This window comes from Streptomyces sp. LX-29, from assembly GCF_029541745.1.
In the GTDB taxonomy this organism is placed as follows: domain Bacteria; phylum Actinomycetota; class Actinomycetes; order Streptomycetales; family Streptomycetaceae; genus Streptomyces.
In genome coordinates this window covers 1,843,285-1,865,342 of record NZ_CP089746.1, presented here as the reverse complement: position 1 = coordinate 1,865,342, position 22,058 = coordinate 1,843,285, and the positions used below count along the sequence as shown (strand labels likewise).

Below are 22,058 nucleotides of genomic sequence, written 5' to 3'. Positions count from 1 at the left end.
TTCCGCGGATCGTGGCGGGAGGCGCCGGACAACGAGCGTCAGAACTGCGTCAATACCCAGTTCAGCGTCGTCCATCGCCCGGTTTGTCCCTCCTTGGAGTCGTACAGTCGAGCGTGCGTGCGGCGAGAGCACGCCGAACAGCAGGGTGGCCGACCGGCCCGAGCACGAAGATGGGGCCATGGCACGCGGAAAGCTACGGATCTATCTGGGTGCGGCGCCCGGCGTCGGGAAGACCTATGCGATGCTCTCCGAAGGGCACCGACGGGTGGAGCGCGGCACCGACCTCGTCGTCGCCTTCGTCGAGCACCACGGGCGGCCCCGCACCGAGGTCATGCTGCACGGCCTGGAGGAGGTGCCGCGCCGCGAGATGGAGTACCGGGGGAGCACCTTCACCGAGATGGACGTGGACGCGGTGCTGCGCCGCCGCCCCGCCGTCGCCCTGGTCGACGAGCTCGCCCACACCAACGTCCCCGGCTCCCGCAACGCCAAGCGCTGGCAGGACATCGAGGAACTGCTCCAGGCCGGCATCGACGTCGTCTCCACCGTCAACATCCAGCACCTGGAGTCGCTGGGCGACGTGGTGGAGTCGATAACGGGGGTGCGGCAGCGCGAGACCGTCCCCGACGAGGTGGTCCGCCGCGCCGACCAGATCGAGCTGGTCGACATGTCGCCCCACGCGCTGCGCCGCCGCATGGCGCACGGCAACATCTACAAGGTCGACAAGGTCGACGCGGCGCTGTCCAACTACTTCCGGCCCGGCAACCTCACCGCGCTGCGCGAGCTGGCGCTGCTGTGGACCGCGGACCGGGTGGACGAGTACCTCCAGCAGTACCGCTCCGAGCACAGCGTCTCCACCATCTGGAGCGCCCGCGAGCGCATCGTCGTCGGCCTCACCGGAGGCCCCGAGGGCCGGACACTGATCCGGCGCGCCGCCCGGATGGCCGCCAAGGGCGCCGGCGGCGAGATCCTCGCCGTCTACATCGCCCGCAGCGACGGGCTCACCTCCGCCTCCCCCAAGGAGCTGGCCGTCCAGCGCACCCTGGTGGAGGACCTGGGCGGCACCTTCCACCACGTCATAGGGGAGGACGTCCCCGACGCGCTGCTGGAGTTCGCCCGCGGCGTCAACGCCACCCAGATCGTGCTGGGCTCCAGCCGCCGCAAGTCCTGGCAGTACGTCTTCGGCCCCGGCGTGGGCGCCACCGTCGCCCGCGACTCCGGCCCCGACCTCGACGTGCACATCGTCACCCACGACGAGGTGGCCAAGGGCCGCGGGCTGCCGGTGGCGCGCGGCGCCCGGCTCGGCCGCTCCCGCATCGTGGCCGGCTGGCTGGTCGGCCTGGTGGGCCCGATACCGCTCACCCTGGCGCTGCGCCAGTTCGACCCCGGGCTCGGCCTCGCCAACGACATGCTGCTCTTCCTGTCGCTGACGGTGGCCGCCGCGCTGCTCGGCGGGCTGCTGCCGGCGCTGGCCTCGGCCGCCTTCGGCTCGCTGCTGCTCAACTACTTCTTCACCCCGCCGCTGCACACCTGGACCATCGCCGACCCCAAGAACATCGTCGCGATAGTGATCTTCTTCGGGGTGGCGGTGTCGGTGGCCTCCGTGGTCGACCTGGCCGCCCGCCGCACCCACCAGGCCGCCCGGCTGCGCGCCGAGTCCGAGGTGCTGTCCTTCCTGGCCGGCAGCGTGCTGCGCGGCGAGACCAGCCTGGAGGCGCTGCTGGAGCGGGTGCGGGAGACCTTCGCCATGGACTCCGTGGCGCTGCTGGAGCGGGCCAGCGACGTCGACCCGTGGACCTGCGCCGGCGCCGTCGGCGCCACCGACGGCGCCCCGCCCCCGGTACGGCCCGAGGACGCGGACGTCGACATGCCGGTGGGCGAGAACATGGCGCTGGCCCTCAGCGGCCGGGTGCTGCCCGCCGAGGACCGCCGGGTGTTGGCGGCCTTCGCCGCCCAGGCCGTCGTCGTGCTGGACCGGCAGCGGCTGGTCGGCGAGGCCGAGAAGGCCCATGAGCTGGCCGAGGGCAACCGCATCCGCACCGCGCTTCTCGCCGCCGTCAGCCACGACCTGCGCACCCCGCTCGCCGGCATCAAGGCCGCGGTGACCTCGCTGCGCTCCGACGACGTGGCCTGGTCCGAGGAGGACGAGGCGGAGCTGCTGGCCGGCATCGAGGAGGGCGCCGACCGGCTCGACCACCTGGTCGGCAACCTGCTCGACATGTCCCGGCTGCAGACCGGCACCGTCACCCCGCTGATCCGGGAGATCGACCTGGACGAGGTGGTCCCCATGGCGCTGGTCGGCGTCCCCGAGGACAGCGTCGTGCTGGACATCCCGGAAACCCTGCCGATGGTCACGGTCGACCCCGGCCTGCTGGAGCGCAGCGTCGCCAACATCGTCGAGAACGCCGTCAAGTACAGCCCCGACGGCAAGCCCGTCCTGGTCTCCGCCAGCGCCCTCGGCGACCGGGTGGAGCTGCGCGTGGCCGACCAGGGGCCGGGCGTCCCGGACAGCGCCAAGGGCCGCATCTTCGAGCCCTTCCAGCGGTACGGTGACGCCCCGCGCGGTGCCGGCGTCGGCCTCGGGCTCGCCGTGGCCCGCGGCTTCGCCGAGACCATGGGCGGCCAGCTGGCCGCCGAGGACACCCCCGGCGGCGGCATGACCATGGTGCTGTCGCTGCGAGCGGCGCCGGGTCGCCCACCGGTCCGCCCCGACCTGCCGGCGCAAGCCACCTCCTGACCCGCTCACAACAGAAGAACAGAAAGGCAGGCCCCAATGAACCGGGTGCTCGTGGTGGACGACGAGCCGCAGATCGTGCGCGCCCTCGTGATCAACCTCAAGGCGCGCAAGTACGAGGTCGACGCCGCCCCCGACGGGGCCACCGCCCTCCAGCTCGCCGCCGCCCGCCACCCGGACGTCGTCGTGCTCGACCTGGGCCTGCCGGACATGGACGGCGTCGAGGTGATCAAGGGGCTGCGCGGCTGGACCCGGGTGCCGATCCTGGTCCTCTCCGCCCGGCAGACCTCCGACGAGAAGGTGGAGGCGCTCGACGCCGGCGCCGACGACTACGTCACCAAGCCGTTCGGCATGGACGAGCTGCTGGCCCGGCTGCGGGCCGCGGTGCGCCGCGCCGAGCCCATCGGCCACAGCGAGGACGCCGTCGTGGTGACGACGGACGCGTTCACCGTCGACCTCGCCGCCAAGAAGGTCAACCGCGGCGGCCGCGACGTGCGGCTCACCCCGACCGAGTGGCACCTGCTGGAGGTCCTGGTCCGCAACGCCGGCCGACTGGTCAGCCAGAAGCAGCTCCTCCAGGAGGTCTGGGGCCCCTCCTACGGCACCGAGACCAACTACCTGCGCGTCTACATGGCCCAGCTGCGCCGCAAGCTGGAGGCGGACCCCTCGCACCCGCGGCACTTCATCACCGAGCCGGGGATGGGCTACCGCTTCGAGGGGTGAGCCTCGGTGTGTCGGTCCGGGCGGCAGCCCGGGCCCCCGTGCTGGAGGCCGGGGGCCGAACCCCGGCCGGTGCCGCGCCTGGGGGCCGGGAGCCGGGGGCTCAGCCGGGCTCCGCGAGGTCCGTGGGCGCCGCCGCGGCGCACCGGTACGCTGGCCGTATGAGTGCCGTACCCCGACCCGACAAGCCCGCCGGCCGCTTTCGGCGCATGCTCGACCGGCTGTCGAGCTCCCAGGAGGAGCTCCACTCCGCGGAGCTGGAGCAGGACGCGGAGGCGACGGGCTGCACCAAGATCGGCGAATGCGGTGACCGGCAGATCGTCAAGGTGACCGGTACACTCCGCACGGTCACCCTGCGACCTCGGGCCGGCGTGCCCGCCCTGGAGGCGGAGCTGTACGACGGCACCGCCGCCCTGGACGTGGTGTGGCTGGGCCGGCGCTCGATCATCGGGATAGAGCCGGGCCGCAAGATGATCGCCACCGGCCGGATCTCCATGAGCCACGGACGGCGGGTGCTGTTCAACCCCAAGTACGAGCTCCGACCGCTCGGACAGGAGTAGCCGGTGACGTCTCACGACACCTCGACCCCGGAGGACCAGAGCGCCGCGGCCACGCACGCTGCCCAGAGCCGGGCGGCCGCCGACACCGCGCTGCTGGAGGCGTTCGGCGGGATCCGGGGCATGGTGGACACCACCGTGCCCGGCCTGGTCTTCGTCCTGATCTACACGATCAAGCGCGACATCCACCTGGCGGCCATGGCGGCGCTCGGCCTCACCATGGTGCTGGCCGTGGCCCGGCTGGTGCGCAAGGAGACCCTGAAGCACGCGTTCAGCGGCGTCTTCGGCGTGGCCTTCGGCGCGATCTTCGCGATGATGTCCGGCGACGCCAAGAACTTCTACCTGCCCGGCATGCTCTACACGCTGGGGCTGGCGATCGCGTACATCCTCTCGGCGATCTTCCGCTATCCGCTGATCGGCGTGCTGCTCGGCCCGATGCTCAAGGAGAACCTCTCCTGGCGCACCCGCAACCCGGGCCGCTTCACCGCCTACACCCGGGCCACCTGGGCGTGGGGGCTGATCCTGCTCGCCAAGTCGGCCATCCTCTTCCCGCTGTACTGGTGGGGCGACGCCACCCAGCTGGGCTGGGTCAAGGTCTGCCTCGGCATCCCGCCGTTCCTGCTCTGCGTCTACCTGACCTGGATCTTCCTGGCCAAGGCGCCACCGCCGATCGATGTGATCGCCGAGATGGAGGCGGAAGAGCGGGCCGCGGCGGCCCGTGAGGGCGCCGCCGCGGCGGGCGAGAACACGGAGCGGGACAAGGCGCCTGAGCGGGCCTGAGCGCCGCGCGGCGCTCTTCCCCCCACAACCGACTCGCCCTTGGGCCGCGGGGCCCGCTCCCGGCGTCCCGAGCGCCGTGGCCGGTTGCGGGCGGTTCGGCACCGCCGGACTCCGCCGTCGGGGTCCGCGCCGCGGCGGGGTGGAGCTGCTTTCCCGCCGTTGTTCCCGTTCTCCCGAAGCCTGTGACAAGGGCCGGGCCCGGAACCCCTGGGGTTCCGGGCCCGGCCCTTGTCGTATCGACCGGCGCTCGTCAGCCGGTGGCCTCCCGGCGGACCGACAGCAGGTCCTCCAGCTGCTCCTCGCGTGCCGGCGCGGCGACGAACAGGAGCTCGTCCCCGGCCTCCAGGACGTCGTCCTTGCTGGGCGTCAGCACCCGGGTACCGCGGATGATCGTCACCAGGCTGGTGTCCTGCGGCCAGTCCACCTCGCCGACCCGGGTCCCGGCCAGCGCCGCCTCCGGCGGCAGCGTGAGCTCGACCAGGTTGGCGTCGCCGTGGCTGAAGCGCAGCAGCCGCACCAGGTCGCCGACGCTCACCGCCTCCTCGACGAGGGCGGACATCAGACGCGGCGTGGAGACCGCGACATCGACGCCCCAGGACTCGTTGAAGAGCCACTCGTTCTTGGGGTTGTTCACCCGGGCGACCACCCGCGGCACCCCGTACTCGGTCTTGGCGAGCAGCGAGACCACCAGGTTGACCTTGTCGTCGCCGGTCGCCGCGATGACCACGTTGCAGCGCTGCAGCGCCGCCTCGTCCAGTGAGGTGATCTCGCAGGCGTCGGCGAGCAGCCACTCCGCCTGCGGCACCCGCTCCACCGAGATGGCGGTGGGCGCCTTGTCGATCAGCAGCACCTCGTGGCCGTTCTCCAGCAGCTCACCGGCGATGGAACGGCCCACCGCGCCGGCCCCGGCAATCGCGACCCGCATCAGTGACCGCCCTCCTCGGGCCCCTCGGCAAAGGCGGCCTCGACCTTCTCGACCTCGTCCGTACGCATCATGACGTGCACGAGGTCGCCCTCCTGCAACACCGTCTGCGACGTCGGCAGCATCGCTTCACCCAGGCGAGTGAGGAACGCCACCCGGACCCCGGTCTCCTCCTGGAGCCGGCTGACCTTGTGGCCGATCCACTTCGGCGAGGTGTGCACCTCGGCGAGCTGCACGCCACCGCTGGGGTCGCGCCACAGCGGCTCGGCGCCGGACGGCAGCAGCCGCCGCAGCATCTGGTCGGCGGTCCAGCGCACGGTCGCCACGGTCGGGATGCCCAGCCGCTGGTAGACCTCGGCGCGGCGCGGGTCGTAGATCCGGGCCGCGACGTTCTCGATGCCGAACATCTCGCGGGCCACCCGGGCGGCGATGATGTTGGAGTTGTCGCCGCTGCTGACCGCGGCGAACGCGCCGGCCTCCTCGATGCCGGCCTCGCGCAGCGTGTCCTGGTCGAAACCGACGCCGGTGACGCGCCGCCCGCCGAAGCCCGCGCCGAGCCTGCGGAAGGCCGTCGGGTCCTGGTCGACCACCGCGACCGTGTGGCCCTGGGACTCCAGGGTCTGGGCGAGGGCGGCGCCGACGCGACCGCAGCCCATGATGACGATGTGCACGTCCGCTACCTCGCACCTTCCCTGAGCGCTGTGACCTGCACAGACATCGTTCACTTTCCTTCCGCACTACGGACTGTCTCGGCCACCACGCTACCTGGCATCCAGGCGGGCGCATCCACGGCCGCTGCCGCGCGCCCCTGACGAGTCCTCCCGTTTGCCCTCGGGTGTGGCCTCTGCCTCAGCAACTCGCAATTTGTGACGGGGACCGGACACATGGTCACCAGCGTGGCTAGGATGATCGTCGAATTCCGCTTCTGGACTCCTGAATCCCCCCGTCCATGAGGAACTGATGACAGATCACATATCGGAGGTGGTGACCTGGTGCCTGGGTGCGGCTCTGCTCGTCGCCCTGGTTCTGCTGCTGCGCCAGCGCCAGATCACCACCTCCGTGCGAAAGCACAGTGCCACCCTGGAAGGCAACCTGCGGGCGCGTGACGAGGAGATACAGCACCTGGTCTCGGTTCGGTTGCCGGCCGTCGCGGATTCGGTGGGCAGACCGGTCCCGCTGCCCGGCCTCCGCGACGAACGCCTCGCGGGAACCGCGTACGCACAGAGTCTCCAACTGGCGAGCGACCTGTTCGCCAAGGCCGTCGACAAGGCCCAGGCCAAGGCCGATGTCGCGGCGAAGGCGGCGCTCAAGGCGTCGATGAGGGCCCTGCAGGGACTCGCCCACGAACAGCAGCTCTCGATCTCCGAGATGCAGGACCGGCACGACAACCCCGACGTCCTCCGCGACCTGCTGGAGATCGACCACGCCAACTCCCAGTTCGGCCGCCGCGCCCAGGCCATCGCGGTGCTCTGCGGCTCCTGGCCCGGCCGCCAGCGCGCCGCCTCCTCGCTGACCGACGTGGTCCGCGGCGCCACCTCCCGCATCCGCGACTACCGCAGGGTGCAGGTGCACACCCAGATCGACATCGCCGTGGTCAGCCGGGCCGTCGAGCCGGTGGTGCTGGCCGTGGCCGAGCTGCTCGACAACGCCGCCCGCCACTCGCAGCCCAACACCAAGGTCGAAGTCAGCCTGCAGCCGGTGCACAACGGTGCCTGCGTGGTGATCGACGACGCGGGCGTCGGCATGGACGGGCAGGAGGTGAAGCGGGCCCAGTCCTGGCTGGCGGCCCAGCGCCCGGTGGACGTCGCCCGGCTCGGCGATCCGCCCCAGTTCGGCTTCCCCGTCATCGGCGTGCTCGCCGCGCGCTACGGCTTCAGCGTCTCGGTGGACACCCGCTCGCCCTACGGCGGTGTGCGTGCCGTGCTGTTCCTGCCCAGCGCGCTGCTGACCCACCTGGAGGACGACCGGAGCGCACCGATGACCGCCGCCGCCCAGCCCACCGGCGCGTCCGCGGCGCCCGCCGGCCAGGGCCGGCACGCCGCTCCGCGGCCGGCCGCCCACGAGGCCCAGCCCGCCACCCGGCCGGCCGCGCCGCAACCCGCCTCGCCGCTCGGCCATCCGCCGCTGGCCGACGACGTACCCCGCAGCTACCCGTCCACGGCCGGCGGGCTGCCCAAGCGGCGGCGTCGGCAGCCCACCGCCGCGACGCAGGAGCGGTCGCTGACCCCGGCCTCCGACGACTGGCCGATCGCGGCCGCCCAGCGGGCCGAGGCCGCGCAGGCGGCCGGCGCCGAGGAGTCCGGCACGGGCTCCCACCGCGTCCGCTCGGCGGAGGAGACCGCACGCCGCATGGGCGCCTTCGCGCGCGGAACCCGGTCGGGTCGCGCCGAGGCCCCGGACGAAGCCCCCCACCACGACGAAGGGAACCGCCAGGCATGAACGACCACATGAACAACGAGCTGGGCTGGATGCTCGACGAGGTCGTCAAGATGCCGGAGGCGCGGCACGCGATCCTGCTCTCCGCGGACGGCATGCTCCGGGCCCACTCCGAGGGCATCGACCGGGACGACGCCGAGCGACAGGCCGCGGCCCTCTCCGGCCTCCAGTCGATCAGCCGCTCCACCTCGGAGTTCTGCGAGCGCCAGGAGACCCCCTGGCGGCAGACGCTGGTCGAGTTCGTCGGCGGCTACATCTTCCTGATCGCGGCCGGCCCCGGCGCCTATCTGGCGGTCTCCGCCAGTGAGAACGTCGACATGGAGGCGGTCAGCTACCGGATGCAGAAGCTGGTCGACCGGCTCGGCAAGGAGCTCACCACGCCACCGCGGCAGGACACGGCCTGGCGGGGGATCGGCAGCCGGGCATGACCCCGCCGCGGCGTCAGGAGCGAGGGCTGGTGCGGCCGTACGTCGTCACCGACGGCCGTGCCCACCCGACCCGCAACACCTTCGACCTGGTCACGCTGGTGATGGCGCACAGCGACCGGCCGCTGGGCGCACTCAGCCCGGAGAAGCGCAAGCTCATGGAGCTGTGCCTGGGCGGAGCGCTCTCGGTCGCCGAGATCGCCGGCCACCTCCACCTGCCGGTGAGCGTCACCAAGGTCCTGCTCGGCGACCTCGTGGACAGCGGCCACCTCACCACCCGGTCCCCCATCCCCTCGGCGCAACTGCCCGAGGCCCAGCTTCTGCAGGAGGTGCTCGATGGACTCCGCGCTCGCCTCTGACAACGGCGTCTATCTGCGTCAGACCGTACGGACCGCGGCCAAGCTGCTGGTCGTCGGGCACTTCGCCGTCGGCAAGACGACCTTCGTCGGCTCGCTGTCGGAGATCCGGCCGCTGCGCACCGAGGAGACCATGACCCAGGCCGGCGCGCTCGTCGACGACCTGGCCGGCATCAAGGACAAGACCACCACCACCGTCGCCATGGACTTCGGGCGGCTCACCCTCAGCGACTCACTGGTCCTGTACCTGTTCGGCGCGCCCGGGCAGCAGCGCTTCACCCGGCTGTGGCAGGACATGACGCGCGGCGCCCTGGGCGCGCTGGTGCTCGCCGACACCCGCCGCCTGGAGCAGTCCTTCGACGTGATGGGCCTGCTGGAGGAGCACGGGCTGCCGTACGCCGTCGCCGTCAACCACTTCGACGGCGCCCCGGTGCACGCCGAGGAGGAGATACGCGAGGCGCTCGACCTGCTTCCGGAGACCCCGCTGGTCACCTGCGACGCCCGCGACCGGACCTCCTCCACCAAGGCGCTCATCGCGCTCGTCCAGTACCTGCACTCCCGTTCCGCCTCTTCCCAGGAGCATGTGTGACCTACCGTCCTGACGCCGGCGTCGCGCCGCCCCCCGGCTGCCCCGCGCACGCCGGCGGACCGGGGCACGCCGGCGCCGGCGTGCCGATCTACGGACCCGACTTCGCGGCCGATCCGCACAGCGTCTACGCCCGGCTGCGGCAGTACGGGCAGGTGGTCCCGGTCGAGCTGGCACCCGGGGTGCAGGCCAACCTGGTGCTCGGCTACCAGGCGGCGCTGGAGGTGCTGCGCAGCCCGGAGAAGTTCGGCAAGGACGCCCGCCGCTGGAAGGCACTGGCGGACGGCCGGGTTCCGCCGGACAGTCCGGTGGTGCCGATGATGCACTACCGCCCCAACTGTCTGTTCTCCGACGGCGAGGCGCACCGCCGGCTGCGGTCCGCGGTCACCGACAGCATGGAGCGGGTCGACCCCAACGCGATGCGCGGCTACGTCGAGCACGCCGCGGACACCCTCATCGACCGCTTCGCCACCACCGGCCAGGCGGACCTGCTCGGCGAGTACGCCAAGATCCTGCCGCTGCTCGTCTTCAACCAGGTCTTCGGCTGCCCGCCGGCGCTGGGGGAACGGCTGGTGGAGGGCATGTCCGGGATCTTCGACGGCGTCGACGCCGAGCGGGCCAACGCCCTGCTCACCGAGACGCTGCTGGAGCTGGTCGCCCTCAAGCGGCGGCACCCCGGCCCGGACATCATCTCCTGGATGATGGCGCACCCGGTGCGGCTCAGCGACGAGGAGATGATCCACCAGCTGGTCGTCCTCATGGGCGCCGGCACCCAGCCCCAGCAGAACCTGATCGCCAACGCGCTGCGGCTGCTCCTCTCCGACGAGCGCTTCGCCGGCGACCTCGCCGGCGGCAGCCTGCCGGTGGACGACGCGCTGGACGAGGTGCTGTGGCTGGACCCCCCGATGGCCAACTACGCCGTGCACTACCCGCTGCACGACATGGACTTCGCCGGGGTCCGGCTGCGCGAGGGCGAACCGGTGGTCGTCAGCCTCGCGGCCGCCAACAACGACCCGGTCCTCGCCTCCGACCACCGCACCGGCAACCGCGCCCACCTGGCCTGGAGCGCCGGCCCGCATGTCTGCCCCGCCAAGGACTCGGCCCGGCTGGCCGCCGGGATCGCGGTCGAGAAGCTGCTGGACCGCATCCCGGACATGGAGCTCGCCGTCCCGGCGGACCAGCTCCAGTGGCGACCCGGCCCCTTCCACCGCGCCATGACCGCGCTGCCGGTCCGCTTCCCCCCGGTACCCCTGACGGTGACGACGCCGCTGCCGACGCCGGCGCCGGTCTCCGAGACCGTACCCGTGCGTGACCACATCGACGAGAACTTCGGAGTGAGCCGATGGAACGCCAGTTCAGCCAGTCGGGACCTGTTGTCATCGACCCCACCGGCCGCGATATCCACGCAGAGGCCGCCCGCATCCGCGCCCAGGGGCCGGCGACGCGCGTGGAGCTCCCTGGCGGCGTGGTGGCGTGGGCGATAACCGAGCAGACCCTGCTCAAGGAACTGCTCGTCGACCCCCGGGTCTCCAAGGACCCGCGGCAGCACTGGCCGAAGTGGATCAACGGCGAGGTCTCCCCGGAGTGGCCGCTGTTCACCTGGGTCGCGGTGCGGAACATGTTCACGGCGTACGGCGGTGACCACAAGCGGCTCCGCGGCCTGGTCTCCAAGGCGTTCACCGGCAAGCGCACCGCCGCGCTCCGCCCGCGCATCGAGCAGATCGTCACCGACCTGCTGGACGACCTGGCCGCCGCCCCCGAGGGCGAGCTGGTGGACCTGCGCGAGGGGTACGCGTACCCGATCCCGATCCAGGTGATCTGCGAGCTGTTCGGCATCAACGACGAGGACACCCGCGAGGGCCTGCGCCGCTGCGTGGACTCGATCTTCCACACCTCCGCCGACCCGGCCGAGGTCACCGCCACCTACGCCGAGGTCTACGCCATCCTGGGCGGGCTCGTCGCCGAGAAGCGCCAGAAGCCGGCCGACGACCTCACCACCGGCCTGATCACCGCCCGGGAGGAGGACGGAGACTCCCGGCTCACCGAGCAGGAGATGGTCGACACCCTGCTGCTGATGATCAGCGCCGGCCACGAGACCACCGTCAACCTCCTCGACAACGCCATCCACCTGCTGCTCACCCACCCCGACCAGCTCGCGCTGGTCCGCGCCGGGAAGGCGAGCTGGGACGACGTGATCGACGAGGCGCTGCGGCTGGAGGCGCCGGTGGCGAACCTGCCGCTGCGCTACGCGGTGGAGGACGTCGAGCTCGCCGACGGCACCGTCCTCGCCAAGGGTGACGCGATTCTCATCGCGTACGCCGCCGCGGGGCGGGACACCGCGCTGCACGGCGAGGACGCCGACCGCTTCGACATCACCCGGGAGGTCAAGGACCACCTGGCCTTCGGCCACGGCGTGCACTACTGCCTGGGCGTGACCCTGGCCCGGCTGGAGGCCACCATCGCCCTCCCGGCGCTCTTCGAGCGCTTCCCGGGGCTGTCGCTGGAGGTCCCGGAGGAGGGGCTCCAGCATGTCGAGTCCTTCATCTCCAATGGTCACCGGGGCCTTCCGGCCCGACTCGGCTGATCGTTTCCGCTGATCGTCCCAGCTGATCGTTTCGGCCGATCGGACCCACTGATCGCCGGATCGCGTTCGCCGGCCGTTCGCGCGCCCGACCGCCACACCTTGGGGTGGCGGTTGGGCGCAGGTCTTGACGAGCGCTTACCATCCTCTGCGTGTCCAAACTGACCGACATCCCGAAACGGATACTGATCGGCAGGGCGCTGCGCAGCGACAAGCTGGGAGAAACCCTCCTCCCCAAGCGCATCGCCCTGCCGGTCTTCGCCTCCGACCCGCTGTCCTCCGTGGCGTACGCACCCGGCGAGGTTCTGCTCGTCCTGTCCGTGGCGGGAGTGTCGGCCTACAGCTACAGCCCGTGGATCGCCGTCGCGGTCGTCGTGCTCATGTTCACGGTGGTCGCCTCCTACCGGCAGAACGTGCACGCCTACCCGAGCGGCGGCGGCGACTACGAGGTCGCCAACGTCAACCTCGGTCCCAAGGCCGGACTGACCGTGGCCAGCGCGCTCCTCGTGGACTACGTGCTCACCGTCGCGGTGTCGATCTCCTCGGGCGTGGAGAACCTCGGCTCCGCGGTCCCGTTCGTGGTCGAGCACAAGGAACTCTCCGCGGTCACGATCATCCTGCTGCTGACGCTGATGAACCTGCGCGGCGTGCGGGAGTCCGGCAAGCTCTTCGCGATCCCCACATACGTCTTCATCGCCGGCGTCTTCCTGCTCCTGGCCTGGGGCGCCTACCGCGGCCTGGTCCGCGGCGACGACATGAACGCCCCCACCGCCGGCTACGAGATCCAGCCCGAGCACACCGGGCTCGCCGGCTTCGCGCTGGTCTTCCTGCTGCTGCGGGCCTTCTCCTCCGGCTGTGCCGCGCTCACCGGCGTCGAGGCGATCAGCAACGGCGTGCCCGCCTTCCGCAAGCCCAAGAGCAAGAACGCCGCCTCCACGCTGGCCCTGATGGGCGGCCTCGCCGTCACCATGTTCTGCGGCATCATCGCGCTGGCCATGGCCACCGACGTGAAGATGGCCGAGAACCCGGCGCACGACCTGCTCAAGGACGGCAAGCCGGTCGGCGAGGACTACACCCAGAACCCGGTGATCTCGCAGGTCGCGGCCGCCGTCTTCGGCGACGGCACCTTCATGTTCGTGGTGCTGGCCGCGGCCACCGCCCTGGTGCTGTTCCTGGCCGCCAACACCGCGTACAACGGCTTCCCGCTGCTGGGCTCGATCCTCGCCCAGGACCGCTATCTGCCCCGCCAGCTGCACACCCGCGGCGACCGGCTCGCGTTCTCCAACGGCATCGTGCTGCTGGCCGGCGCCGCCGCCGTGCTGGTCTACATCTACGGCGCGGACTCCACGAAGCTCATCCAGCTCTACATCGTCGGCGTCTTCGTCTCCTTCACGCTCAGCCAGACCGGCATGGTGCGGCACTGGAACCGTCACCTGCGCACCGAGCGCGACCCGGCGGCCCGCCGGCGCATGATCCGCTCCCGCGCGATCAACACCTTCGGCGCCTTCTTCACCGGCCTGGTGCTGGTCGTGGTGCTGCTCACGAAGTTCACCCACGGTGCCTGGGTGGCGCTGCTCGGCATGGTGATCTTCTACGTGACCATGTCCGCGATCCGCCGCCACTACGACGGCGTCGCCGAGGAGCTGACGGCCGACGACGCCCCGTACGACGACGCCGTCCGCCCCTCCCGGGTGCACGCCATCGTCCTCGTCTCCAAGATCCACAAGCCGACGCTGCGCGCCCTGGCCTACGCCAAGCTCATGCGCTCGGACAAGCTGGAGGCGGTGAGCGTCGGCGTCGACGCCGCGGAGACCAAGGCCCTCCAGAACGAGTGGCACGAGCGAGGCCTCGACGTCCCGCTGAAGGTCCTCGACTCGCCCTACCGCGAGATCACCCGACCCGTGATCGACTACGTCAAGAGCCTCCGTCGGGAGAGCCCGCGCGACGTGGTCAGCGTCTACATCCCGGAGTACGTGGTCGGCCGCTGGTACGAGCACCTCCTCCACAACCAGAGCGCCCTCCGCCTCAAGGGCCGCCTGCTCTTCACCCCCGGTGTGATGGTCACCTCCGTCCCCTGGCAGCTCGACTCCTCCGAACTCGCCCGCAAGCGCGCCCGCAAGCGGGCCGAGTGGAACGCGCCGGGCTCGGTGCGACGGGGGCCGGTGCCGGTGCAGCAGCAGGCGCAGCCGAAGGAAGAGAAGGCGGCGGTCAAGAAGTAGCGCCTGGGTGGGGGCGCCCCTGGCGGGCGCCCCCACCGGCCTACGAGCGTGACGGACACCCTCGGGGCGTCTCGGCGGTCACGGAGGGCCCGGTACGGGACGTAGACTGGACGGCTGTCGTCGACTGGACGGCTGTCGTCCCCCCTCACGTACTGGAGCCACCCCGCCATGCGATCCGAAGCCTCGGCAGCCCACGCGTCTCTGGTAGGCGAGGAGTACGAGGTCGAGGTGGGCCCGGTGGCGCACGGCGGCCACTGCATCGCCCGCACGGCCGAGGGGCGGGTGCTGTTCGTACGCCACAGCCTGCCGGGTGAGCGCGTGATCGCCCGCGTCACCGAGGGCGAGGAGCACTCGCGCTTCCTGCGGGCGGACGCGGTGCGGGTGCTGGAGCCGGCCAAGGACCGGGTCGAGGCCCCCTGCCCGTTCTCCGGCCCCGGCCAGTGCGGCGGCTGCGACTGGCAGCACGTGGCCCCGGGCGCGCAGCGCCGCTTCAAGGGCGCGGTCGTCACCGAGCAGCTGGCGCGACTGGCCGGGCTCACCCCGGAGCAGGCCGGCTGGGACGGCACCGTGGAGCCGGCCCCGGGTGACAAGCTCCCCAAGGGCGAGGTCCCGGCCTGGCGCACCCGGGTGCAGTACGCGGTCGACGAGGAGGGCCGGGCGGGCCTGCGCAAGCACCGCTCGCACGAGGTGGTCCCCGTCGACCACTGCATGATCGCGGCGCCCGGAGTGACCGAGCTGGGCGTGGAGCGCCGCTCGTGGCCGCAGATGGACACGGTGGAGGCGATCGCCGCCACCGGCTCGAACGACCGCCAGGTCGTCCTGACCCCGCGCCCCGGCGGCCGGCTGCCGCTGGTCGAGCTGGACAAGCCGGTCTCGGTGCTGCGGGTCGACGAGAAGACCGGCGGCGTGCACCGCGTCCACGGCCGCCCCTTCGTCCGCGAGCGGGCCGTCGACCGCACCTGGCGCGTCGGCGCCGGCGGCTTCTGGCAGGTCCACCCCCAGGCGGCCGGCCTCCTGGTCGAGGCCGTCATGCAGGGCCTCATGCCGCGCAAGGGCGAGACGGCCCTGGACCTCTACTGCGGCGTCGGCCTCTTCGCGGGGGCACTGGCGGAGCGGGTCGGCGACACGGGTGCCGTCCTCGGCATCGAGTCCGGCAAGCGCGCCGTCGAGGACGCCCGCCACAACCTGGCCGACCTGGACCGCGTCCGCATCGAGCAGGGCAAGGTCGAACAGGTCCTGCCCCGCACCGGCATCACCGAGGCCGACCTCGTCGTCCTCGACCCACCCCGAGCCGGCGCCGGCGCCCAGACCGTCCGCCACCTCGCCACCCTCGGCGCCCGCCGCATCGCCTACGTGGCCTGCGACCCGGCCGCCCTGGCGAGGGACCTGAAGTACTTCGGCGAGTCGGGCTACCGAGTGCGCCGGATGCGGGCGTTCGATCTGTTCCCGATGACGCACCATGTGGAGTGCGTGGCGATTCTGGAGCCGGTGAAGTAGGACCGCTGACCTGGGCCTTTCGAATTCGGCGGTTCGCTTGACCTGTTAGTGCCCGGGGGAGCCGCCATGTCCGGATCACGGTACGTTCCCGTACTTCCAGCCCGGCCGCACGCGGCAGTGGCCTACCGGAGGCTCCGTCCCGATGTGCAGAACGCCGTGGCACCCGTCTGGACCCTGCCGACCCGGCCAGGACTGCCGCCCGTGACTCTGGCAGCCGAGCTCCGCAAGGACGTTGCCGGGTGAAGGCCCAGCGGTACTGGACACCCTGGCTGGATGCGCCGGGTGTGGTGGAGACGGAGGTGTCCGTTCTCGCCGGGTTGTCGGAAGCTGCCGCTGTGATGGGGCCGCTCCGCCCGGTGACCGGGCCCGGCCGCCATCGCCAGGCCCCCTGCGCAACGGTCGCGGGGGCCTGCGTGGGGAGTGCTGCGCTACACCGCGGGACAGTCCTTCGTCCTCGCGCGAGTACTGGCGCGTGGAGGCGAGCACGTCGTGGCACGCGCCTCCTTGCCGCTGATACGCGGCGTGGCTCCGTCCGGGCGGGTGACGACGACCGTGCGCTGTGGCACACGGCTCAGCCATATCTGCAGACCCGCGGCGATCAGGGAGCCTCCGCTGAACACCAGGCCGATCAGGTCGGTGACCGCTCCGCCCTTGTCGGTGTCCCGGGCGCCTGTCCGGCCGGGGACGTCGAGAGCGGCGGAGGGGTCGTCGCCGGCGACTGCGTCCAGGAGTTCCCGTGCCCGCGCCGGGCGCGCAGGGGGTCCTCGTCGACGATGGAGACGCGCCAGCCGGCCGGCCCCGTACGGATGGTACTCATCACCTAAGCCCTTTCGGTCCCCCGTGCTATGGCCACACGGAAGCGGGGAGAATATCGGGGGACACGTCTCCCGAGCCCGAAGATCTCCGTAAAGCGGTTGGTGATTGGCGTGAAACCGGCCTTGCGTGCGATGCGGTGTCAGATCGCGAGAAACGGGCTCGGGGCACCATGCCAGGAAACCCGCAGTTCCTCCCGGGCGCGGGTGCAGGCGACGAAAAGGAGGTTCAGTTCGCCCAGCACGTCGTCTCGGTACTGCTGTGCATCGACCTCTTTCGGCGCCAGCGCCGCAGCCAGCGGGACCACTCCGTCGCTGACGCCCGCCACGGCGACACAGCGGAACTCCAGCCCCTTCATCCGGTGCATCGTGCCGATACGGACGCCGTCCCCGCCCTCGCGCGAGGTGCCGAGCACACTCACCGGGATCCCGGCTCGTTCGAGTGCCTGGGCCACCTCCCTGCCGAGCTGAAGGTAGCGCACGGCCACTCCGATCTCGCCCGGCTCCAGGCCGCCGTTCATCCACTGCGTGATGCGGGCGGTGAGTTCCGTGATCTCTTCCGTCCTGCTGCCCGCTCCCTCCAGTTGCGGCAGTGCGCCGCGCAGCACGGACCGGAAGCCCGCGAGGGACTCGACTCCTCCGTCCATGTCGTCCGGGCTTTCGCCGCTGAGCAGCGCCGTGGACCACTGGAGGATCTCATGCGTGGTGCGGTAGTTGATGCGCAGCCGATGAGACCTTCCGCTGACGTTGACGCCCAGATTGCGCAGGGACACCTTGTTCCCGTATATGCGCTGGTGCGTGTCGCCGGCGATGAACAGGTCGTCGGGCCCGGGGGCAACCAGCGCCCTGAGCATGCGCCACTGCACGGGGTGCAGGTCCTGCGCCTCGTCGACCACCACATGGCGGAACGGGCGGTCGGTGCGCGGTTCCAACAGCCGGGCCGCCTCCGCGCACACCTGGAGGAAGGTCCACTCCTTGGCCTGGCGGAGTTCCCGGGTGAACGCCTCCACCGCACGCCAGACCTGCGCGCGCCGCAGCGGGCTCAGCGCAGCGCCCCTGCCGGCGCGCGACGCCTTGAGGTAGGCCTCGGGCGAGCGCAGGTCCTGGGCGAGGACGACCTGCCGCCATTCCTGGTCGAGGAAGGCGTCGGTGAACTCGATGCCGAGGTGGTGGGCGATCCGGTTCCAGCGGAAGTGGATCTCCTTCTGGCCGGTCAGGATGGTGAGCTGACTGCCGTGCTCCTCGCGCACGATCTGGTTGGCCAATGCATCGACGTTGACGACGCGGATCTTCGCCATGATCGCCTCGTCGGGGATGAGCAGTTCGAGATTTCGTCGCAGGTCGGCTGCCAGATCCCTGGTGTAGGTCGTGAGCAGGATCGCCCCGTCCGGGGCGTCGGCGGGCAGCCGGCGGGCCAGGTGGAGGGCGCGGTGCAGGGCGACCACCGTCTTTCCGGTGCCGGGCCCGCCGGTCACCCGGGCCGGCCCCTTGTACGAGGGCCGGTAGGCAATCCGCTGCTGGCTGGGGTGCAGGAACACCCTCCAGGCGTCGAACGGCCGGGAAAGCATGTCCAGCAGCTCGTCGGGTCCGGACAGGAGCGCGATACGGCCCTGCGAGCGCGCCATCGCGGCGGCGAGCCCGTCCTGCTCCCGGCCGTGCGGCTGCTCGGGCTGGGCGTGCTCCGCGTGGACCGCGATGGATTCCCGCCAGACCTCCTCCGGCGTCAGCCCGGCGGCCAGGCCGGCGAGGACGTCGTACTGCTGTTCCGGGAGGATCTTGCGCAGAGCGTCGAGGTGGGTCTCGTCGCCGAGGTTCCGGACCAGCGGGAGCAAGTCCGGGTCGATGCCGAGGCGGGTCAGTTCCTTGTCTGGGACGTGTGAGAAGAGGCGTGTGTCCGCGGCGGGTACGACCCGGCGCACGTGTGCGGTTGCCTGCTCCAGCGCGATGTCGTCGCGCAGTTCGATGCCCTGAGTCGCCGAGTTGACCGTGGCACGGTGACTCAGAGCCCAGTCGATGGCGTCGTCGTGCGGCATGACCTTGAGGAGCAGGTAGCTGTCACCGGTCTCCGGTGCGAGAACGACCCCCCGCATGAACCTGGTGATGCGGATGGTGCGGATCCTGGGGTCTCGGGGCCTCTCCAGCTTCTCCAGGTGAAGCCCGGCGTGCCGGTGCTCGCGGAACTTGTCGAAGACCTCGTACACCCGCTTCTGGACGGGTTTCTCCAGCTTGGCGAACTCCAGGAGGAAGTCCTTGTGGATTCCCAGTGTCGCCATGAGCGCTCCCAGGACTGGTGACGTGTGCCGACATTCGGTTGTTCACCGTACGACATGAGCGACAATGGCGGGCCTGCGCAGCGGAGTTGGGGAGGGTACGGCGTGCACGCTCAGGAGACCACGTTCAGTAAGCTCGTGCAGGGGGAGAAGCAGTTCCAAGTCCCCCTCTACCAGCGCACCTACAGCTGGCAGAGGGAGGAACTGCAACAGCTCTGGGACGACGTGCTGGAGCTTGTCGAGGACCGGCTGGAAGGCCGGGCGGGCACTGGGCACTTCCTGGGGTCGGTGGTCCTGGCACCCGAGCGGATCGCTGCGGGCGGAATGCAGCGCTGGCTCGTCGTGGACGGCCAGCAGCGGATGACGACCCTGATGCTCGCCTTCACCGCCCTGCGCGACCACCACCGCGAGCGCGGTGCCGACAAGAGGGCCGCTCGGATCAACGACCTCCTCCTGGTCAACACCTACCAGGACGGACTGGACGGCTATCGCCTGCTCCCGACACAGGCCGACCGCGAGGCGTACATCGCCTGCGTGGACAGCCTTCCGAAGGCCGGCGGCGCCGGAAACGTGGGAGCCGCCTACCGCTTCTTCGTGGCAGCCATCACCGACGGCGCGGACAGCGGCGGTGAGACATGGGCGGACGAGGTCGAGTCCGTGCTGGGCGACTGCCTCTCCATCGTGGCAATCACGGCGGCCGAGGGAGACAACGTCTACCGGATCTTCGAGTCGATCAACAACACGGGTGTCGGGCTCAGTCAGAGCGACCTGCTGCGTAACTACCTCTTCATGTGCCTGCCCACCAGGGGGGAGGACGTCTACCGCAAGCGGTGGCTGCCCATGCAGGAACTGCTGGGCCCGGTCAACCTGGAACTGCTGGTCTGGCTCGACCTGGTCGTCGGAGGCAACAGCCGCGCACGTCAGAGCGAGATCTACCGGGATCAGAAGAGGCGCCTCGAACCGCTGAGCGGCGACGAGGAGGCACTGGAGGCCGAGATCTCCCGCTTCGCGCTGCGCGCGGACCGCCTGATGCGGATCGTGGAGCCCGAGCGGGAGGCACACCCGCAGGTACGGACGGCGCTGGAGCGGCTGTCCCGGTGGGGCGGCCAGGTCCATTACCCGCTCGCGCTGCACCTCCTTGATTTGCTGGACGAGGGCAGCACGACGGCTGACGAGGCCGCCACCGCTCTCGCCCACGCCGAGAGCTACATGGTGCGCCGGCTCTTCGCGGGCCTGTCCACGACGGGTAGCAATCGCGTGTTCATGGAACTCCCCAAGGAGCTCGACAAGGACGGCTCCCCGGCCGAGGCCGTACGGCGCTTCCTCTCGCGCAACCGCACGGGCGCGCGGGTATGGCCCGGCGACGACGCCGTCCGCGAGGCGATCCGCACCCGTCCGTTTTACAAGACGGGCCGCGGCGGCCAGCGCTTCCAGATCCTGCGCAGGCTGGAGGAGAGCTACGAGTCGAGTGAGCCGGTCGATTACACCAAGGCGAAGCTGACCGTCGAGCACGTACTTCCGCAGCGACCAGCCCAGCAGTGGTTCGACCTGCTCGCGGAGGAGGTCGAGGATGGCGAGAGCCCCGAGGAGGTCCACGGCATGCTCGTGCACACCCTCGGCAACCTGACCCTCTCTGGCGAAAACGCGAAGCTCTCCAACCACCCGTTCCGCCGCAAGCAGGAACTCATGGACGCCAGCGCCCTGCGTATGAACCAGCGGATCGCGGCGCAGGAGCGGTGGGGCCGCGCGGAGATCCTCGCGCGCTGCGAGGAACTGGCCAACCGGGCCGTGCAGTTGTGGCCCGGCCCGCTGGACGGTGTCGTGCACGCCGACGACGAGTGGGCGGGCTGGCGGGAACTGCGCGAGATCCTGCTCGCCATCCCGGCCGGCACCTGGACCTCGTACGGCGACCTGGCCGCCGTCATCGGCACCAGCGCCGTCGCTGTGGGGAACCACGTGTCGTCCAAGCCCGGCCTTCACTGTGCCTACCGCGTGCTGACCGCGGACGGCCGGATCGCCGACGGATTCCGCTGGACGGACGACCGGCACTCCGGCGCTCCGAAGGAGATCCTCCAGACGGAGGGGGTTCCTTTCGACGAGAACGGCCGGGCCCATAAGTCGCACCGGCTGACCGCCTCCGACCTCGCGGTGCTGGTGGGCAAGGAGATCCCCGAGGAATCGCTGCCCGGGACGGCGGCTGACGGCAGCGGCGACGAGACCACGATGGGCGCGGCCTCCCGTTTCGAATCCCTGCTGCGGGACAACCAGACGCCTGAGGTCGTCGACGGCGTTCTGGCGGTGCTGCGCTTCTGGGAGGAGCAGGGCGGACACCAGGTCTACGGCAAGGGCGACGAGACCAGCTGCTTCCCGACGGTGGAGGCGGGGCTTCCGAACGCCTCGCGTGCGCTGTGGCCGATCGCGGTCTATCCCGTGAGTGGCACGGTCGAGGTGGTCTTCCAGTACCTCAAGCGGCGGCCGCCGTTCGACGACGAGCCGCTGCGCCGGGCGCTGATGGAGCGGTTCAACGCCATCGACGGAATCGACCTGGCGGAGGCCAAGTTGGACCTGCGCCCCTCGTTCCCGCTGGAGGTCTTCGCGGGCCACGGTGACGACATCCGGGCCGTGCTGGAATGGTTCGTCCACGAGGTGGCGCTGGCGGAGGCCCGCCGCCCGTTCGACGAGGACGGCGTCCAGGCGGTGTTCTGACCCGAACGACCGGCTCAATCCCCGATGTATGGCCTGATCACACCCTTTCCCGACGATCACTGTCCGGGCAGCCTGCCCGGACAGTGATCGGTGTCACTCCGGCCATGGACTCGTGGCGAGTGGCCTGCGACCGGAGCACGGGGACGCATGGAGCTCAACGACCAGCAGGGCTGGTAGGGAGAGAGCTTGCTACAAGCGCCTGCGCGGCAGGCGCCAGGTTCCCGCCTACCTGGTGCTGGTCCTCGTCCCCGTGGATCCGGCGCAGTACATCCACACGGACGAGGCCTCGTCCTGCGCGGTTGCGCCTACTGGGTTTCGCTGGAGCAGAGCCCCCCGCTGCCCTGCCGCCACGGGCTGGGGTGACGGCTGCAGAAGACGCGACCGTGAGGAGGTCTCCCTGGTGTGAAGCGGAGACCCTCCTCGCACCGTTGAGGTGCATTTGACCGCGGGTTCCTTGGTC

Annotated in this window: 16 protein-coding genes; 13 read left to right on the top strand and 3 right to left on the bottom strand. The window is 71.1% G+C overall.

Annotated features, from left to right (window positions below; genetic code table 11):
• Nucleotides 1-178 precede the first annotated feature (178 nt).
• The 4 genes from LRS74_RS08005 (at nucleotide 179) to LRS74_RS07990 (ending at nucleotide 4,788) form a co-directional block, all read left to right on the top strand.
• The gene (locus tag LRS74_RS08005; RefSeq protein WP_277740357.1) at nucleotides 179-2,734 is read left to right on the top strand and encodes a sensor histidine kinase KdpD; all 2,556 of its coding nucleotides are present in this window, start codon (nucleotides 179-181) and stop codon (nucleotides 2,732-2,734) included.
• Nucleotides 2,735-2,770: 36 nt separating this feature from the next.
• Complete coding sequence (locus LRS74_RS08000; protein WP_277740356.1) at nucleotides 2,771-3,454, top strand: response regulator; 684 nt, start codon at nucleotides 2,771-2,773, stop codon at nucleotides 3,452-3,454.
• Between the two features lie 158 nt (nucleotides 3,455-3,612).
• Nucleotides 3,613-4,011, top strand: a complete 399-nt coding sequence (locus tag LRS74_RS07995; protein WP_186318899.1) for an OB-fold nucleic acid binding domain-containing protein — start codon at nucleotides 3,613-3,615, stop codon at nucleotides 4,009-4,011.
• A gap of 3 nt (nucleotides 4,012-4,014) precedes the next feature.
• Entirely contained in the window at nucleotides 4,015-4,788 is a 774-nt protein-coding gene (locus tag LRS74_RS07990) for a DUF3159 domain-containing protein (protein WP_277740355.1), read from the top strand.
• Nucleotides 4,789-5,038: 250 nt separating this feature from the next.
• On the opposite strand, the gene LRS74_RS07985 is transcribed toward LRS74_RS07990, so the two are convergent.
• Nucleotides 5,039-5,713 carry a TrkA family potassium uptake protein gene (locus LRS74_RS07985; protein ID WP_277740354.1) on the bottom strand — a complete coding sequence of 225 codons (675 nt, stop codon included), beginning with the start codon at nucleotides 5,711-5,713 and terminating at the stop codon, nucleotides 5,039-5,041.
• Nucleotides 5,713-6,381 (bottom strand): TrkA family potassium uptake protein, encoded by a 669-nt coding sequence (locus LRS74_RS07980; RefSeq protein ID WP_144382030.1) that lies wholly within the window; start codon nucleotides 6,379-6,381, stop codon nucleotides 5,713-5,715. Before LRS74_RS07980 ends, LRS74_RS07985 begins: the two co-directional genes overlap by 1 nt.
• A 289-nt stretch (nucleotides 6,382-6,670) precedes the next feature.
• Between LRS74_RS07980 and LRS74_RS07975 the strand changes: the two genes are divergently transcribed.
• The 8 genes from LRS74_RS07975 (at nucleotide 6,671) to LRS74_RS07940 (ending at nucleotide 15,810) form a co-directional block, all read left to right on the top strand.
• Entirely contained in the window at nucleotides 6,671-8,149 is a 1,479-nt protein-coding gene (locus LRS74_RS07975) for an ATP-binding protein (RefSeq protein ID WP_277740353.1), read from the top strand.
• Complete coding sequence (locus LRS74_RS07970) at nucleotides 8,146-8,574, top strand: roadblock/LC7 domain-containing protein (RefSeq protein ID WP_277740352.1); 429 nt, start codon at nucleotides 8,146-8,148, stop codon at nucleotides 8,572-8,574. The genes LRS74_RS07975 and LRS74_RS07970 overlap by 4 nt, the downstream gene beginning before the upstream one ends.
• Nucleotides 8,571-8,930 (top strand): DUF742 domain-containing protein, encoded by a 360-nt coding sequence (locus LRS74_RS07965; RefSeq protein ID WP_277740351.1) that lies wholly within the window; start codon nucleotides 8,571-8,573, stop codon nucleotides 8,928-8,930. Before LRS74_RS07970 ends, LRS74_RS07965 begins: the two co-directional genes overlap by 4 nt.
• Nucleotides 8,908-9,516, top strand: coding sequence for an ATP/GTP-binding protein (locus LRS74_RS07960; protein WP_144382034.1), 609 nt, complete (start codon nucleotides 8,908-8,910; stop codon nucleotides 9,514-9,516). Before LRS74_RS07965 ends, LRS74_RS07960 begins: the two co-directional genes overlap by 23 nt.
• Entirely contained in the window at nucleotides 9,513-10,997 is a 1,485-nt protein-coding gene (locus tag LRS74_RS07955) for a cytochrome P450 (protein WP_277740350.1), read from the top strand. Before LRS74_RS07960 ends, LRS74_RS07955 begins: the two co-directional genes overlap by 4 nt.
• On the top strand, nucleotides 10,961-12,097 hold the full coding sequence (locus LRS74_RS07950; protein ID WP_277740349.1) for a cytochrome P450: 1,137 nt from the start codon (nucleotides 10,961-10,963) through the stop codon (nucleotides 12,095-12,097). The genes LRS74_RS07955 and LRS74_RS07950 overlap by 37 nt, the downstream gene beginning before the upstream one ends.
• 149 nt (nucleotides 12,098-12,246) lie before the next feature.
• Nucleotides 12,247-14,313 carry an APC family permease gene (locus tag LRS74_RS07945; RefSeq protein WP_277740348.1) on the top strand — a complete coding sequence of 689 codons (2,067 nt, stop codon included), beginning with the start codon at nucleotides 12,247-12,249 and terminating at the stop codon, nucleotides 14,311-14,313.
• A gap of 168 nt (nucleotides 14,314-14,481) precedes the next feature.
• Nucleotides 14,482-15,810, top strand: a complete 1,329-nt coding sequence (locus tag LRS74_RS07940; protein WP_277740347.1) for a class I SAM-dependent RNA methyltransferase — start codon at nucleotides 14,482-14,484, stop codon at nucleotides 15,808-15,810.
• Between the two features lie 955 nt (nucleotides 15,811-16,765).
• Here the strand turns inward: LRS74_RS07940 and LRS74_RS07935 are convergent.
• Complete coding sequence (locus LRS74_RS07935; protein ID WP_277740346.1) at nucleotides 16,766-18,895, bottom strand: UvrD-helicase domain-containing protein; 2,130 nt, start codon at nucleotides 18,893-18,895, stop codon at nucleotides 16,766-16,768.
• A gap of 102 nt (nucleotides 18,896-18,997) precedes the next feature.
• Between LRS74_RS07935 and LRS74_RS07930 the strand changes: the two genes are divergently transcribed.
• A complete protein-coding gene (locus LRS74_RS07930) occupies nucleotides 18,998-21,598 on the top strand; it encodes a DUF262 domain-containing protein (RefSeq protein WP_277740345.1) in 2,601 nt (866 codons plus the stop codon).
• The last annotated feature ends 460 nt before the right edge of the window (nucleotides 21,599-22,058 follow it).

Excerpts from the sequence above, each read along its gene's own strand:
- LRS74_RS08005 (WP_277740357.1), top strand. The coding sequence starts at position 179 with ATGGCACGCGGAAAGCTACGGATCTATCTGGGTGCGGCGCCCGGCGTC.
- LRS74_RS08000 (WP_277740356.1), top strand. The coding sequence starts at position 2,771 with ATGAACCGGGTGCTCGTGGTGGACGACGAGCCGCAGATCGTGCGCGCC.
- LRS74_RS07995 (WP_186318899.1), top strand. The coding sequence starts at position 3,613 with ATGAGTGCCGTACCCCGACCCGACAAGCCCGCCGGCCGCTTTCGGCGC.
- LRS74_RS07985 (WP_277740354.1), bottom strand. The coding sequence starts at position 5,713 with ATGCGGGTCGCGATTGCCGGGGCCGGCGCGGTGGGCCGTTCCATCGCC.
- LRS74_RS07975 (WP_277740353.1), top strand. The coding sequence starts at position 6,671 with ATGACAGATCACATATCGGAGGTGGTGACCTGGTGCCTGGGTGCGGCT.
- LRS74_RS07970 (WP_277740352.1), top strand. The coding sequence starts at position 8,146 with ATGAACGACCACATGAACAACGAGCTGGGCTGGATGCTCGACGAGGTC.
- LRS74_RS07965 (WP_277740351.1), top strand. The coding sequence starts at position 8,571 with ATGACCCCGCCGCGGCGTCAGGAGCGAGGGCTGGTGCGGCCGTACGTC.
- LRS74_RS07960 (WP_144382034.1), top strand. The coding sequence starts at position 8,908 with ATGGACTCCGCGCTCGCCTCTGACAACGGCGTCTATCTGCGTCAGACC.
- LRS74_RS07940 (WP_277740347.1), top strand. The coding sequence starts at position 14,482 with ATGCGATCCGAAGCCTCGGCAGCCCACGCGTCTCTGGTAGGCGAGGAG.
- LRS74_RS07935 (WP_277740346.1), bottom strand. The coding sequence starts at position 18,895 with ATGGCGACACTGGGAATCCACAAGGACTTCCTCCTGGAGTTCGCCAAG.